Origin of the sequence: Catellatospora sp. IY07-71 (genome assembly GCF_018326265.1) — a bacterium.
GTDB lineage: Bacteria > Actinomycetota > Actinomycetes > Mycobacteriales > Micromonosporaceae > Catellatospora.
Window position 1 is genome coordinate 633647 of record NZ_AP023360.1, and the last position, 13909, is coordinate 647555.

Sequence of the window (13909 nt, forward strand, 5' to 3'; positions counted from 1 at the left end):
GCGGTGCCGGCGCTGGGGAGGCAGGAGCGGACGTGAGCGAGCGGAGCGAACGGGTGATCGGAGACGAGGCACTGCGTGGGGCACCCACGTGGACCCCGAACCCGACCGAGCTGTCCGACCTGGAGCTGCTGCTGGCCGGCGCGTACGAGCCGCTCGGCGGCTTCCTGGGCCGGGAGGACCTGCGCTCGGTGGCGGCCACCGCGCGCCTGGTCGACGGCCGGGCGTGGCCGCTGCCGGTGAAGCTCGAGGTGCCCGCGGGCATGCTGGACGGCATCGACGTCGCCGACGCGCCGCCGCTGGTGCTGACCGACGCCGAGGGCGCGCCGATCGCCCGGCTCGACGTGGCCGAGGTGTGGCCCACCCGGGAGGGCTGGTCCGGCGTCGCCGGCGAGGTCCACCGCTACGGCGACGGCGGGCGGGCCCCGTTCGCACGCCTGCGGATGCCCACCGATGTGGTGCGTAGCCAGCTCACCGCGCAGCGCGTGCTCGGCTTCTTCGCCGACCGCCCGCTGCACCGCCCGCAGCTGGCCCAGCTCAACCACGCCGCCCGCCAGCTCAATGCGCAGCTCGTGGTGCTGGTGCCGGTCGGCATGCCGGGGCCGGACGGGCTGCCGTCCGAGGCGCTGGTGCGCTGCGTGCTGGCCGCCCGCGACCGCATGAACGAGCCGGTCATCGTGGCCGTGCCGCTGGCCAGCCGGGGCAGCGAGGTCACCGACGCGCTGATCCGGGCCCGGGTCGCCGCCGCGTACGGCGTGACGCACCTGCTGGGCACGCCCACCACGCTCACCGGCGCGGGCCCGCGCGTGCTGATCCCGCGCGAGCTGGTCTACGACAGCCGGGACGGGCAGTGGCGCGATCGGGACGAGGTGCCCGAGCGGTTCGAGCGCATCGCGCTGACCGACGAGGAGATCGCCGGGCTGCTCGACGACGGCCTGCCGCTGCCGGAGTGGCACACCCCGCCCGCGGTGGCGCGGGAGCTGTCCAAGGCCCGGCCGCCCCGCCGCCAGCGCGGCGTGGTGCTGTTCTTCACCGGCCTGAGCGGCTCCGGCAAGTCCACGGTGTCCCGGGGCGTGGCCGACGCGCTGCTGGAGACCGGCGAGCGCAGCCTGACCGTGCTCGACGGCGACGTGGTGCGCCGCGAGCTGTCCGCCGGGCTGGGCTTCAGCAAGGCCGACCGGGATCTGAACATCCGCCGCATCGGCTGGGTGGCCGCGGAGACGGCCCGGCACGGCGGCATGGCGATCTGCTGCCCGATCGCGCCGTACGCCAGCGCGCGGGCCACGGCGCGGGCCATGGCCACCGCGGCGGGCGCGGACTTCGTGCTGGTGCACGTGGCGACGCCGCTGGAGGTGTGCGAGCAGCGCGACCGCAAGGGCCTCTACGCCCGCGCGCGGGCCGGGCAGATCACGGGGATGACCGGCATCGACGACCCGTACGAGGAGCCCACCGACGCCGAGCTGGTGATCGACACCTCGGAGGGCACCGTCGACGACGCCGTCGAGACCGTGCTGACCTTCCTCGGTGAAGAGGGCTGGATCAACCCGCGCAGCTGAGCACGTCAAGAAGGGCAGCTTCTACGACGCACAGCGTCAAGAAGGTGCCCTTCCTTTCTAGCGGGTGTAGCCGGCTGAGGTTCCGGTGACGATGTCGAAGGCGGGGTGCTTGCTGAACTCCTGGAAGGAGCTGAGGCCCTCGCGGGTCATGTCGATCATCGAGCTGCGGCCCTCCTCGGCGCTCGGCGACTCGAAGTAGACCAGTGCCTTCAGGCGCGGGAACAGTTCGAGCTGGAGGCGGGCCGAGTCGAAGAACCTCGCCTGGTGCTGCGGGTTGCTGCGGGAGTGCCAGACCCCCCACTCGCCGAGCATCAGCGGCTTGTCCGGGAAGGACTGCGCGGCCCAGTTGTAGAAGCCCGGCCAGTCCTTGCGGCTGCCCGACTTGCGGTTCATCATCTCCGCGAAGTCGCCGTAGCCGTAGCCCGGGTCGCTGTAGGCGTAGGTGTCCCAGGCGACCCAGTCCACCACGTCGTCACCGGGGTAGAGCTCCTCGAACCAGTCCTTGACGTTCCACGGCACGAAGGCCATGTAGCACATCACCGAGACCAGGTTGTCCACCCCGCGGGCGCGCAGCCCGGTGACGACGTACCGGAACGCGGCGGCGTAGTCCCGGGCGGTCATCCCGGAGCCGGGCCGCGGCACGACGTCGTTCTCCGGCTCGTGGTGCATCGTGAAGAAGAACGGGTCGGTCAGCGAGCCCTTGATGTGCGTGGCGAGCCGGTCCAGGTAGGCGTCGGTGCGCCGGTCGCCGGCCGCGATCCCGGCCCAGCTCACGTGCTGCGGCTTCCAGTTCAGGAAGAGCACCCGCTTGTGCGCCGGGTCCCGCGTGATGGCCAACTCCTCGGCGGTCGGGAAGAGCGAGGTGCCCCGGTGGTACGCGTGATAGACGACCTGGAGCCGGTTGGTGCGCCGTTCGAACTCGTGCAGCGCCTGGATGCGGTTCTGCGAGGTGTGCGCGCCCGGCGCCACGCCCCACAGCGCGCCGCAGGTCGGCACCAGGGTCCGGCCGATGACGCAGTCCACCGGCGCGTTCGGGTCCCCGGTCGGCGACGGCTCGGCCGACGGCTCCGTGGACGGGCTAGGCGGTCCGGGTGCCGGGCTCGGCTCGGCCACGGGCGAGGCGCTGGCGCTCGGCGCCGCCGACGGGCCGGGCTCGCTCGGGGAGGGGCCCGGCTCTCCCGGCAGCGGGCTCGGGTCCACCGGGTCCGGGCTCGGCTCGCCCGGCAGCGGGCTCGGATCCGGGTCGGGGCTGGTCCCGGTGCCGGGCTGCCCGGGGAACGGGCTCGGGTCCACGGGCTCGGGGCTCGGCTCGCCCGGGAACGGGCTCGGGTCCACCGGGTCCGGGCTCGGCTCGCCGGGGAGCGGGCTCGGGTCGATCGGGCCGGGGCCGGGTTCGGTGCCAGGACCGGGCTCCCACGGCAGCGGGTCCGGGCTCGGCTCGGTGCTCGGAGCGGGCTCCTCGGGGAACGGGTTCGGCTCCGGGGACGGGCTGGGCTGCTCGCCTGGCCGCGGGCCGGGTGCGCTGGAGACCGGGCTCGGCACGTCCGGCGCGGGACCGGCCGGGTACGGGCTGGGCCGGTCGCCCGGCTGCGCGCCGGTCGGCGCGGCGCTGGGCTGTGTCACGGGCGACGTGCTCGGGGACGCACCGGTCTGCTGGCCCGCGCCTCCGGCCGGGTAGGGGCTCGGGCGCACCGGGGCCGACGGGGACGGCGTGCCGGTCCACGGCTGCTCGCTGGGCTCGTAGCCGGAGCCCGGCCAGGGCGTGGTGCTCGGCCGCACGCTCGGCGGCGCCGACGGGGTGGCCGACGGCCCGTCGGCCGGCGGGGGCGGCACGGGGCGGGACGGCGGGTCCCACTCGAAGGTGATGGTGGGCGCGCCGGTCGTGCTGCCGTGGGCCTCGGCCGCCACGAAGCGGGCGGCCTCGTTGCGGAACGGGGCGGTGACCGCGAAGGCGTAGCGGCCCGAGCGGCGGATGACCCGGGTGACGTCGAACGCGACCGCCCGGTCGAAGCGGCCCGGGGTGGCCCCGGCGACCACGTCGCCCAGCCGGGGCGCGGTGCCCGCGGTGATGGTGCCCTGGTGCCACCGGGTGTCGGGCACCCGGCTCAGCTCGATGATCCCCGGCAGGGTGCCGCTGTGGCGGCCGAGCCAGAGCCACACCTTCCGCGGCTGCTTCCCGGCCGGCATGGTGACGTCGAACTTGAGGTAGCTGACCGCGGCGCCGCCGTCGTAGCCGCCCGCGGTGAGGTACACCTGCGTGCCCGCGGTGACGCCCGGACTGGTGCTGACCGTGTAGGAGTCCTCCGACACCGGGATGCGCGCGGGCGGCGGGGTGAGCCGTCCGGCGAGCAGTCCCAGCAGCACCGCTGAGGCCAGCGTGGACATGGTTACGGTGACCGCGATGCCGACTCGGCTTCTGCCCATGGTCGCCCCTTCCCCCGAAGAGCGGGCACTCAGAATTTTTGTCCCTTTCTGCGTACCCTCGGAGGCATCATAACCGTTGTGTCTTGTTTGCGGAGTTTCAGACAGAGAACGCGGTTACCTCTTGTTTGACCTTGACCCTAGCCACGACCTGGCATAACAGCAGCTCAGGCGGTATGGGGCGATATGCCTAGTTACGTCGTTACCGTCGCGGCGTTGACCTCACCGGACGCATACCGCCGGAGAAGGGCCACACGCAGTGGACGCGACATACGCCGGGCCACCCCCCTCGACGTACGACATGACCGACTACCTGGGCCTCGTCGCCCGGCACTGGTGGATCGCGCTGCTGCTGACGCTGGCAGGCACCGCCGGCGGCGCGGCGTACAACGAGTCGCTGCCGCGCGAGTACGTCTCCACCGCCTCGGTGCTGGTACGCCCGGCCGGGCTGGACGCCAACGTGGCCGGCGGGCGCACCCGGGACGAGATCAACCTGGACACCGAGGCCCAGCTCATGCGCTCGACCGCCGTGGTCGCGGGCGCGGCCGAGCTGCTCCAGCGCGAGGACGTGGACACGCTGGCCGCCGCGGTGTCCGTCGAGGTGCCCGCGAACACCGCGGTGCTCCAGATCAAATACGCCTCGGACTCGCCCGAGCAGGCGCAGGCCGGGGCGACCGCGTTCGCCAAGTCGTACCTGGCCAACCGCGAGGGCAACGCCAAGGCGGAGCTGAACCGGCAGGCCGACGCACTGCGCGACAAGATCAAGGACCTGACCGAGGACCTGACGAAGATCAACGGCAAGCTGTCCGGTGTCAACCCGAAGAGCTCCAGCTACGCCACGCTGGACAGCCAGCGCGACACCACGGTCACCCAGATCAACGCGCTCAACAACAAGGTGAACCAGCTCGCCACGGAGACCGTGAGCGCGGGCGCGGTCATCCGCGACGCCCGGGTGCCCAGCCGCCCGGTCAAGCCCACCGCGGCGGTCAACTACGCCGCCGGGGCGCTGCTCGGCCTGCTGGCCGGGCTCGGCGCGGCGGCCCTGCGCGAGCGCCTGGACCGCCGCGTCCGCGGCGGCCGGGACCTGCTGCGCAGCAGCGTCGACGTGCTCGGCGTGGTGCCGGGCAAGGGCGCCGCCTGCACCGAGGTGTTCACCCCGTTCAGCCCAGGCGGGCGGGCCTTCAACCGGCTGCGCAACGAGGTGGTGGCCGCGTTCCGGCCCGGTGAGCAGGTCGTCGTGGTCACCGGCGCGAGCCGCGGCCCGGCCGCCACCCTGGTCGCCGCGAACCTCGCCGCCGCGCTGTCGCGCACCGGGGCCGAGGTGGTCATCATCGGCGCACAGCTGCCCGACTCGCTGACCGAGGCCGCGCCGCTGGCCAAGCTGCTCGGCGTCGCGCCCACGCCCGGCCTGTCCGACGTGCTCGCGGGCCGGGTGAGCCTGGCCGAGGCGACGCAGCGCGCCGCGCGTACGCCCTCGCTGCACGTCATCACCACCGGCGGCACCGCCACCGCCGCCGGGCTGCTGCAGTCCCACGCGCTGCGCGACATCGTGGCGACCCTGCGCGCCCACGCCGACTACCTGGTGGTCGAGGCGCCGTCCACCGCCACCAGCGCCGACGCGCAGAGCCTGGCCAGCCTCGCCGACGCGGCGATCCTCGCGGTGGAGACCCGCCGCACCCGGCGGCCCGAGGTCGCCGACGCCGCCGAGCAGCTGCGCCGGGTCGGCACGCCGCTGCTCGGCGCGGTGATGATGCCGCGCCTGTCGCACCGCGCCCGGCGCGGCGCCGGTGCGGACCCCGCACCCGCGACCGACGAGAGCGCCGCCCGCCCCGCCGAGGAGGCCCCGGTCGACGGCAGCAGCAACGGGCACAAGCCGCACGCCGACGAGCAGACCATCATGCTGGCGCCGCTGGACGCCTCCGCGCTGACCGAGCTCGACGAGGCCCAGCGCTCATGACCGCGGTCGCCCGCGCCGCGGTCCACGACCCGGCGCAGCCGGGCGACGCCGTGCCCCCGCCCCGGGCCGCCGTGCCGGCCGGGCGGGTCCGGCGGCTGCTCGGTCCGGCCTGGCCGCTGACGGCCCTGCTCGCGCTCTATCCGCTGTGGTGGGCGCTCGGGCTCGGGGTGCTGATCTTCCCGATCATGGCGGTGCCCATGGCGTGGCAGCTGTTCCGCCGCCACGCGCGGGGCATGCCGGTCCGGCTGCCCCCGGCGTTCTGGCTGTGGCTGGTCTTCTGCGGCGTGGCCGTGGCCGGGTTCGCCGTGCTCGACGTGGACCCGGCGGGCACGGTGCCCGCCACGTTCGGCGAGCGGATCACCGCGCCCACCTACAAACTCGGCCAGTACGCCGCGCTGACCGTGCTGCTCGTGTACGCGGGCAACCTGTCCCCGGCCGTGCTGTCGCAGCGGCGGCTGGTGAACCTGCTCGGCTGGCTGTTCGCGGTGACCGTGGCGGGCGGGCTGCTCGGCACGTTCGCCGGGCACTTCGAGTTCACCTCGCCGGTGGAGCTGCTGCTGCCGGACGGCGTACGGAGCAAGGGCTTCGTGAAGTCGCTGGTCCACCCGTACGCGGCGCAGATCATGGAGCTGGTCGGCGATCCGGCGCCGCGCCCGGCCGCGCCGTGGGGCTACACCAACACCTGGGGCAACAACTTCTGCCTGCTGGTGGTGTGGTTCGCGGTGGCCGTGTTCGGCTACCCGACCCGCACCCGCGACCGGGTGCTGGCGATCGGGCTGCTGGCCGTGTCGGTGGTGCCGGTGGTGCACTCGCTCAACCGGGGCCTGTGGATCGGCCTGGGTGCGGCGGCGGTGTACGTCGCCGTCCGCCAGGCGCTGGCCGGGCGGGTCCGGGCGCTGGCCGCCCTGGGCGTGGTGCTGGCCGGGCTGGCCGTGGCGCTGGTGGCCACCCCGCTGGGCGGGGTGATCGAGCGGCGCTTGGACAACGGCAAGTCCAACGGCGTGCGCATGTTCCTCACCGAGCACGCGATCGAAGGCTTCCGGGAGTCGCCGGTGCTCGGCTTCGGCTCGACCCGCAACACCCAGGGCGGCCGGCAGTCGATCGCGGTCGGCGAGTCGGCGGCCTGCGAGCGCTGCGGCAACTTCACCGTCGGCGGCAACGGCCAGCTGTGGCAGCTGCTGTTCGCGCACGGCGCGGCGGGCACCCTGGCCTACTTCGGCTTCTTCGGGTACGGGCTGTGGCGCTTCCGGCGGGACCGCTCGGCGATCGGGCTGGCCGCGTCGGCCGCGATCGCGGGCTCCTTCCTCGCGGCGCTCTGGTACAACTCGCTCGTCACGCCGCTGGCCTTCACGTTCCTGGGATATGTGCTGCTGTGGCGCAACTCCCGCTTCCAGATAGTGTCCCGCTCCGTTGAGCCCCTGGGACATAACGGACACCAGCGGAGGAGCTGACGTGCGCGAGAGCATGGGCGAACCGACCACCGGGCTCCACCGCCGGACGGCTGTCATGTGCGGCGAGGTGGCCGCGTGACCGCGCTGGACACTCCCGCCGGCCAGCTCGCCCCCGGAGACGCGCAGCTGCGCGGGCAGTACCTGCGCGAGGTCCTGGAGCTGCTCTACCCCGGCTGCTCGACCGCCGCGCCGGGCCGCCGGGTGGTCGAATACCTCGCCATCCCCGACGCGCGCCGCTGCAAGCTGCTGGTGCCCACGGCCTCGCGCCGGGTCGCCGCCGCCGCGGTGCGCCGCTTCTCCGAGCCGCAGGGCCGCATCGGCCGCCTCAAGCGCGACGCCGTCGCGATGGCGCTGCACTCCGGCGCGTGGACCGCGCTGGTCCGCGACCGGGTCCGGCTGACCAGCCCGGACACCGGCGGTGACACCGTCGACCGCTTCCTGTCCGAGGCGCTGGGCACGCCGCTGCACGTCAGCATCCACATCGGCCCGGCCCGCGCCAACCGCAAGCCGGTGCTGCAGCTGCTCGACCCGCGCGGGCGCACCATCGGCTTCGCCAAGTTCGGCGTCGGCCCGCTCACCCGGCGGCTGGTCCGGGCCGAGGCGGCGGCGCTGTCGGCGCTGTCGCACGTACGGCTGCCCGAGATCGTGGTGCCGAGCATCCTGCACGCCGGGCAGTGGCGCGGCCTGCAGGTGCTGGTCCAGTCCGCGCTGCCGGTGTGGCAGCCGCGGGTGCCGCTGTCCCCGGCCCGGCTGCAGCGCGCCATGGCCGAGGTGGCCGGCGCCTGCGGGCTGAGCCAGGGCTGGCTGGCCACCAGCCCGTACTGGTCGGACCTGCGCAACCGGCTCTGCCAGCTGGTCGCGGACACCCCGGCGGACTCCGGCCGGGCCGCGACCGAGGTGGCGCAGCTGTTCGAGGCCGCGCGGGCGCTGGTCGAGCACGCCGCCGAGCTGAACCTGCGCTACGGCGCCTGGCACGGCGACTGGGCCCCCTGGAACATGGCCAACGTCGAGGACGCCCTGCTGATCTGGGACTGGGAACGGTTCACCCCCGGCGTGCCGCTCGGCTTCGACGCCGTGCACCACGACCTGCAGCGGCAGATCCAGGCCGGGGTGGACGCGCAGGCCGCGGTCGAGACGACCGTCCGCCAGGCCCCGGCGCTGCTCGAACCGTTCGGGGTGGCGCCCGGCAGCGCCGAGATCACCGCCCTGCTCTACCTGGTGGACCTCGCCACCCGCTACCTCGCCGACCGGCAGGCCGAGGCCGGCGCGCGCCTCGGGGTGACCGGCACCTGGCTGCTGCCCGTCCTGATCCGCAAGGTCCGGTCGCTGTAAACCGGGCACGCCCCACCCTGACGCATGGAGAGCAAGTGAAGACGTCGAACGTGCCGGAGTCGGTCAAGCGGGTCGTGCACATCGGATCCCGCTCGGTCGGCTGGCTGACCGCGGGCGCGCGTTTGCTGCCGTCGTTCTTGATCTGCGGCGGGCAGCGCTGCGGCACGACCTCGCTCTACCGGGCGCTCGCCGCGCACCCCGCGATCCTCAAGGCGGTGCTGCACAAGGGCGTGCACTACTTCGACACCAGCTACCACCGGGGCGGGGCCTGGTATCGGGGGCACTTCCCGCTGCGGCGCACCGCCGCCCGGGTCGAGCGCGAGCTGGGCGTGCCCCCGCAGACGTTCGAGTCCAGCCCGTACTACCTCTACCACCCGCACGCCGGTGCCCGAATGGCGCGCGACCTGCCCGGCATCAAGGTGATCGTGCTGGTGCGCGACCCGGTGGAGCGGGCCTACTCGCAGCACGCGCACGAGGTGGCGCGCGGCTTCGAGACGGTGACCGACTTCGCACAGGCGCTGGACCTGGAACCGGCCCGGCTGCGCGGGCAGCGGGAGCGGCTGCTCGCCGACGAGCACGCGTACTCGTTCTCGCACCAGCACCACGGCTACCGCTCGCGCGGCGAGTACGCCGTCTACCTGCGCCGGATGGCCGAGCACGTGGGCCGGGAGCGGATGCTGGTGGTGGAGAGCGAGCGCTTCTTCGCCGACCCGAAACCGGTGTACGACGATGTGCTGGCGTTCCTCGGCCTGCCGCACCTGAGCTACCCCGAGTTCGAGCAGCACAACGCCCGCCCGCGCAGCGCGCCGATGCCCGCCCGGCTGCGCGCCGAGCTGATCGCGCACTACGCCCCGCACGACACGGCGCTGGCCGAGTGGCTGGGCCGTACGCCGAGCTGGCGCGCGTGACCAGCCCGCTCACCACCGCGCCCGAGGCGGCCGTCCCGGCGCAACCGGCACCCCCGCCGGCGGACGGGGCCGCGAGCCTGTCCGGGTTCGCCCGGGGCGGGGTGGCCAACCTGGCCGGGGCGGCGCTCGCGGCGGTGGCCGGGGTCGGGGTGACCTGGCTCGTCGCGCGCGGGCTCGGCCCGCACGCGGCCGGCTCCTTCTTCGCCGCGACGGCGGCGTTCGTGCTGGTCGGCGGGTTCGCCCGGCTCGGCACGACGACCGCGCTGGTGTACTGGCCCGCCCGGCTGCGCGCGCTGGGCAGGCCCGAGCTGATCGGCCCGTGCCTGCGCAGCGGCCTGGTGCCGGTCGCCGTGCTCGGCGTCGCGCTGGGCGTGGCGGTCTGGCTCGGCGCCGCCCGGTTCGTGCCGGACTACGCCGCGCCGCTGGCCGCGCTGGCGCTGTTCCTGCCGGTCGTGGCGCTGTCCGAGGCGCTGCTGGCGGCCACCCGGGGCTATCGCATGATGCGGCCGACCGTGCTGCTGGAGAAGATCATGCGCCCGGCCGTGCAGCTGCTCTGCGTGGGCGGCCTGGCCGCGGCCGCGCTGCTGTCGGGCACCGGCGCGGCGGCGCAGACCTGGGCGCTGGCGTGGGTGCTGCCGTACGTGCCGGTCGCCGCGATCGCCGGTTTCCTGGTCTGGCGCAGGTGGCACCACGAGCCCACGATGACCCGCAGCGAGCGGGCGGCCGCCCGCATCGAGGGCCGTCCCGTGGCCGGCGCGTTCTGGCGGTACACCGCCCCGCGTGCCCTGGCCAACGCGGCGCAGACCGCGCTGCAGCGGGTAGACGTGCTCATGGTCGCCGGGCTCGCCGGGCTCGCCCCCGCCGCCGCGTACGCCGTAGCGGGCCGCTTCGTCGTGCTCGGACAGCTGGCCAACGGCTCCATCGCGCAGGTGGTGCAGCCCCGGCTGGCCGAGACGCTGGCCGTCGGGGACCGCGCGGGCGCGCTGCGGCTCTACCAGACCGCCACCGCCTGGCTCGTCCTGATCAGCTGGCCGCTGCACCTGGTCGTGGCCTGCTACGCCGACCTGTACCTGGGGCTGTTCGGGCCCTCGTACACCTCCGCCGCGCCCGCGGTGCGGGTGCTGGCCGCCGCGATGCTGATCAGCACCGGCTGCGGCATGGTCGACATGGTGCTGTCCATGGCCGGGCGCACCACCTGGAACCTGATGAACGTGCTGCTGGCGCTGGCCACCATGGTCTGCATCGACCTGCTGACCATCCCCCGCCTCGGCGTGCTGGGCGCGGCGATCGGCCTGGCCGCCGCGGTCGCGGTCAACAACCTGCTGCCGCTGGCGCAGCTGTCCGGCTCGCTGCGGCTGCACCCGTTCGGCACCGGTACGCGTACCGCGATGGCGCTCGCCGCCACCAGCTTCGGCGTGCTGCCCTGGCTGGTCCGCCTGGTCGTGCCCAGCCAGCCGGTCGGCGCCGGGGCCGCCCTCGTCCTGGCCACCGGCGTCTACCTCGGCGGCCTGCGCCGCTACCACGACCGGCTCGGGCTCCGGGCGCTGCTCAAGGCCGCCCGCCCCGGCCGCCGCAACACCGACCAGGCCGCTACCCAGGGGTAGCGGAGCAACGCACCGAGTACGAGCAGAAAAGGAACACGAACCGCATGCGCGCCGACTACACCGAGATCTTCCAGGACGAGGCGACGGTCGAGAAGTACGAGCACGTCGTATACGCCCCGGACAGCTATTCCTCGGCGATAAATCGGCGCCAGCGCGCCTACCTGCGGCGGCTGGCCAAACGGGCGTTCCCCTACCGGCGCCCGGTGCAGCACGACTTCGCCTGCGGCACCGGCCGGGCCATCCGCATCCTGCACGGCCTGGTCCGCGGCGCGCACGGCTACGACACGTCGGCCGCGATGCTGTCCAAGGCCGAGGAGGTCGGCGCATACGCCGAGCTGCACCTGGTCGAGGCCGCGGGCGAGGTGCCCGACCCCGCCCCGACCGAGATCCCGGCCCTGGTCACCATCTTCCGGCTGCTGCTCAACGTGGACAACGAGGTACGCGAGCGGGCCATCGCGTTCGGCGCGAAGGTGCTGCCCAACTACGACGCCGGGCTGCTGGTGGTGGAGAACCACGGCAACCGCCACTCGCTGCGCCACCTGCGCCACCAGCGGCACGCGGGCTCGCCGTGGTTCGCCGAGCTGGACCACACCGAGGTCGCCGAGCTGCTCGACCGGCACGGCTTCACCATCGTGGAGCAGCGCGGCTTCGCCCTGTTCACGCAGGGCTGGTACGGCCGCCGCGGGCTGCGCACGCTGGCCCGCCTCGTCGACGACTTCGTCGCCCGCACCGGCTGGGGCGGCACCTGGGCCGTCAACGTGCTCTACGTCGCCCGGCGCACCCGGAACGTCGACTGAGATGCAGCCTCTCCGGCACGGCGTCGCCGGCCGCGTGTCACGGATCCTCGCCGGGGTGGCCGCCGTGGCCCTGCTCGCCACGTGCGGCTCCCCGCACCGGGCCGACCGGGGCATCGCGGTCGCGCCGGCCGGGCCCGCCGGGACCCGCCCGCCGCTGGCCTCCGGCGGCCCGGTCGCCGCGCCGGCGTCCGGAGCGCTGCTCGGGGCCTGGGTCCGCCCGGCGAGCCTCACCCAGGCCGGGCGGGTCACCGGCATCGCCGACTTCGAACGGGACCTCGGCCGCAGGCTGGACATCGTGCACACGTACCGGCGGCTGCGGGAGGAGTTCGGCACCAGCTCCGACCGGACGTTCCTCACGTCCGGCGCCACCCTGATGTTCAGCTGGACCGGCGGCCCCAGCGCCGAGGTGCTGCTCGGCGAGCACGACGAGCTGATCCGCGAACGCGCCCGCCAGGCGCGCGACCTGGACGTGCCGGTGCTGCTACGGCTGCGCTGGGAGATGGACCGCCCGAACCTGCTCGCCGAGGTCGGCTCCCCCGACGAGTACACGGCGGCGTGGCGGCATACCCGCGCGCTGTTCGCCGCCGAGGGCGCGGACAACGTGTCCTGGGTCTGGTGCCCCACCGAGCAGGGCTTCACCACCGGCCGCGCACTGGACTTCTACCCCGGCGACGACCAGGTCGACTGGACCTGCGCCGACGTCTACGCCGGCAGCGCCCTGACCCCCATCGCCGACCTCCTGGAGCCCTTCCTGCACTGGGCCGCCGCCCGCCCCCACCCCATCATGATCGGCGAATACGGCGTCTCCCGCGCCTGGACCGCCCCTCAGCGCGCCGACTGGCTCTCCGACGCCCACCGCGTCTTCCGCACCAACACCCAGATCAAAGCGGTCCTCTACTTCGAATCCAACCCCGACGACCGCACCCCCGCCGGCGAATTCGCCCTCCGCCCCGACCCCGCCCCCTTCCAGGCTTTCCGCACCACCGCCCACGACCCCTGGTTCAATCCCCAACCCCGTTGATCATGACCTTATGGCACGGCTCGGCGGTGTGTCGTGGCCACAGTCTCCTGATCGACTTCGCGCAGGGGCGGTGATCCGTTTTCGTGGACGCTGGACGTCGCCATGACAGTGCTCAGCGTCCACGGAAACAGATCTTCAGCGGGCGAGCAGGTCCGCCGGATCGAAGTCGGCGGCGAAAGGCTCCACCATCTGCATACGCTGCCCGGACACGGCCCGGGTGACCAGCTCATACCGGCCGTCGACCAGGCGGCGCAGCTCGACCACGGCGAGATCCCGGGCGGCGTCCAGCTCGACGGTCATGAACCAGGCGATGCCCTGCTGCAGACAGGCGGCGGGCTTGTTGACGTGATCCCGGCGCACGCTCGACGGGCTGACGAACTCGACCACCATCACGCAGTGCTCGGCAGCCACCCACGTGCCGTGCTGCGGGCTGTCCAGCACCGTCAGATCAGGCTGGATCCAGCGGTCGAGCGCGCCCATGGTCAGGTTGACCGTGCCGTAGACGTAGTAGCCGGCTTCCCGGGCACCGGCGCGAAATGCCGATGCCAGCTCGATCGCGCCATATGAATTGCGTGCGGCCTCGTATGGAGATATGAACAGTTTCCCGTCCCAGCACTCGTACTTCACCAGAGGAAGTCCCGGGATGGGCAGGTAGCGCTCGGCCACCTCGACGGTCCACATGCCATCAAGATCGACCAACGGATCGAACGGGTGGTCACTGTCCACGTCCGTCACCTGCTGATTCGCAAACCTCTCGACCGTTGCTGTCATATCGATCCCTCCCCAGGGTCACCACCAGCGTAGTGGCCCCGGTCCGGGCTGAACAGCACCGCGGCGCAACTTAATCGATCAGGCGTTAAGAAGG

10 protein-coding genes are annotated in these 13909 nt (G+C 73.8%); 8 read left to right on the forward strand and 2 right to left on the reverse strand.

Annotated elements, in window-relative coordinates; translation table 11 throughout:
* Positions 1–32: 32 nt before the first annotated feature.
* The gene (cysC, locus tag CS0771_RS02820; RefSeq protein WP_244870569.1) at positions 33–1553 is read left to right on the forward strand and encodes an adenylyl-sulfate kinase; all 1521 of its coding nucleotides are present in this window, start codon (positions 33–35) and stop codon (positions 1551–1553) included.
* 57 nt (positions 1554–1610) lie between these two features.
* Here cysC and CS0771_RS02825 read toward each other — a convergent pair whose 3' ends face one another.
* Complete coding sequence (locus tag CS0771_RS02825) at positions 1611–3977, reverse strand: hypothetical protein (protein ID WP_212839657.1); 2367 nt, start codon at positions 3975–3977, stop codon at positions 1611–1613.
* A 256-nt stretch (positions 3978–4233) separates the two neighbouring features.
* Between CS0771_RS02825 and CS0771_RS02830 the strand changes: the two genes are divergently transcribed.
* The 7 genes from CS0771_RS02830 (at position 4234) to CS0771_RS02860 (ending at position 13044) form a co-directional block, all read left to right on the forward strand.
* Positions 4234–5931, forward strand: a complete 1698-nt coding sequence (locus CS0771_RS02830) for a lipopolysaccharide biosynthesis protein (protein ID WP_244870570.1) — start codon at positions 4234–4236, stop codon at positions 5929–5931.
* The gene (locus tag CS0771_RS02835; protein WP_244870571.1) at positions 5928–7382 is read left to right on the forward strand and encodes an O-antigen ligase; all 1455 of its coding nucleotides are present in this window, start codon (positions 5928–5930) and stop codon (positions 7380–7382) included. Before CS0771_RS02830 ends, CS0771_RS02835 begins: the two co-directional genes overlap by 4 nt.
* 75 nt (positions 7383–7457) lie before the next feature.
* The gene (locus CS0771_RS02840) at positions 7458–8714 is read left to right on the forward strand and encodes a hypothetical protein (RefSeq protein WP_244870572.1); all 1257 of its coding nucleotides are present in this window, start codon (positions 7458–7460) and stop codon (positions 8712–8714) included.
* A 35-nt stretch (positions 8715–8749) separates the two neighbouring features.
* Positions 8750–9622: a sulfotransferase domain-containing protein gene (locus tag CS0771_RS02845; protein ID WP_212839658.1), complete on the forward strand. Its 873-nt coding sequence runs from the start codon at positions 8750–8752 to the stop codon at positions 9620–9622.
* On the forward strand, positions 9619–11226 hold the full coding sequence (locus CS0771_RS02850) for a lipopolysaccharide biosynthesis protein (RefSeq protein WP_212839659.1): 1608 nt from the start codon (positions 9619–9621) through the stop codon (positions 11224–11226). Before CS0771_RS02845 ends, CS0771_RS02850 begins: the two co-directional genes overlap by 4 nt.
* A 44-nt stretch (positions 11227–11270) precedes the next feature.
* A complete protein-coding gene (locus tag CS0771_RS02855) occupies positions 11271–12023 on the forward strand; it encodes an SAM-dependent methyltransferase (RefSeq protein ID WP_212839660.1) in 753 nt (250 codons plus the stop codon).
* A 1-nt stretch (position 12024) separates the two neighbouring features.
* Entirely contained in the window at positions 12025–13044 is a 1020-nt protein-coding gene (locus CS0771_RS02860; protein WP_212839661.1) for a glycoside hydrolase family 26 protein, read from the forward strand.
* Between the two features lie 135 nt (positions 13045–13179).
* Here CS0771_RS02860 and CS0771_RS02865 read toward each other — a convergent pair whose 3' ends face one another.
* Positions 13180–13770, reverse strand: coding sequence for a Uma2 family endonuclease (locus tag CS0771_RS02865; protein WP_212839662.1), 591 nt, complete (start codon positions 13768–13770; stop codon positions 13180–13182).
* Between the last annotated feature and the right edge of the window lie 139 nt (positions 13771–13909).

Excerpts from the sequence above, each read along its gene's own strand:
- CS0771_RS02835 (WP_244870571.1), top strand. The coding sequence starts at position 5,928 with ATGACCGCGGTCGCCCGCGCCGCGGTCCACGACCCGGCGCAGCCGGGC.
- CS0771_RS02855 (WP_212839660.1), top strand. The coding sequence starts at position 11,271 with ATGCGCGCCGACTACACCGAGATCTTCCAGGACGAGGCGACGGTCGAG.
- CS0771_RS02825 (WP_212839657.1), bottom strand. The coding sequence starts at position 3,977 with ATGGGCAGAAGCCGAGTCGGCATCGCGGTCACCGTAACCATGTCCACG.
- CS0771_RS02860 (WP_212839661.1), top strand. The coding sequence starts at position 12,025 with ATGCAGCCTCTCCGGCACGGCGTCGCCGGCCGCGTGTCACGGATCCTC.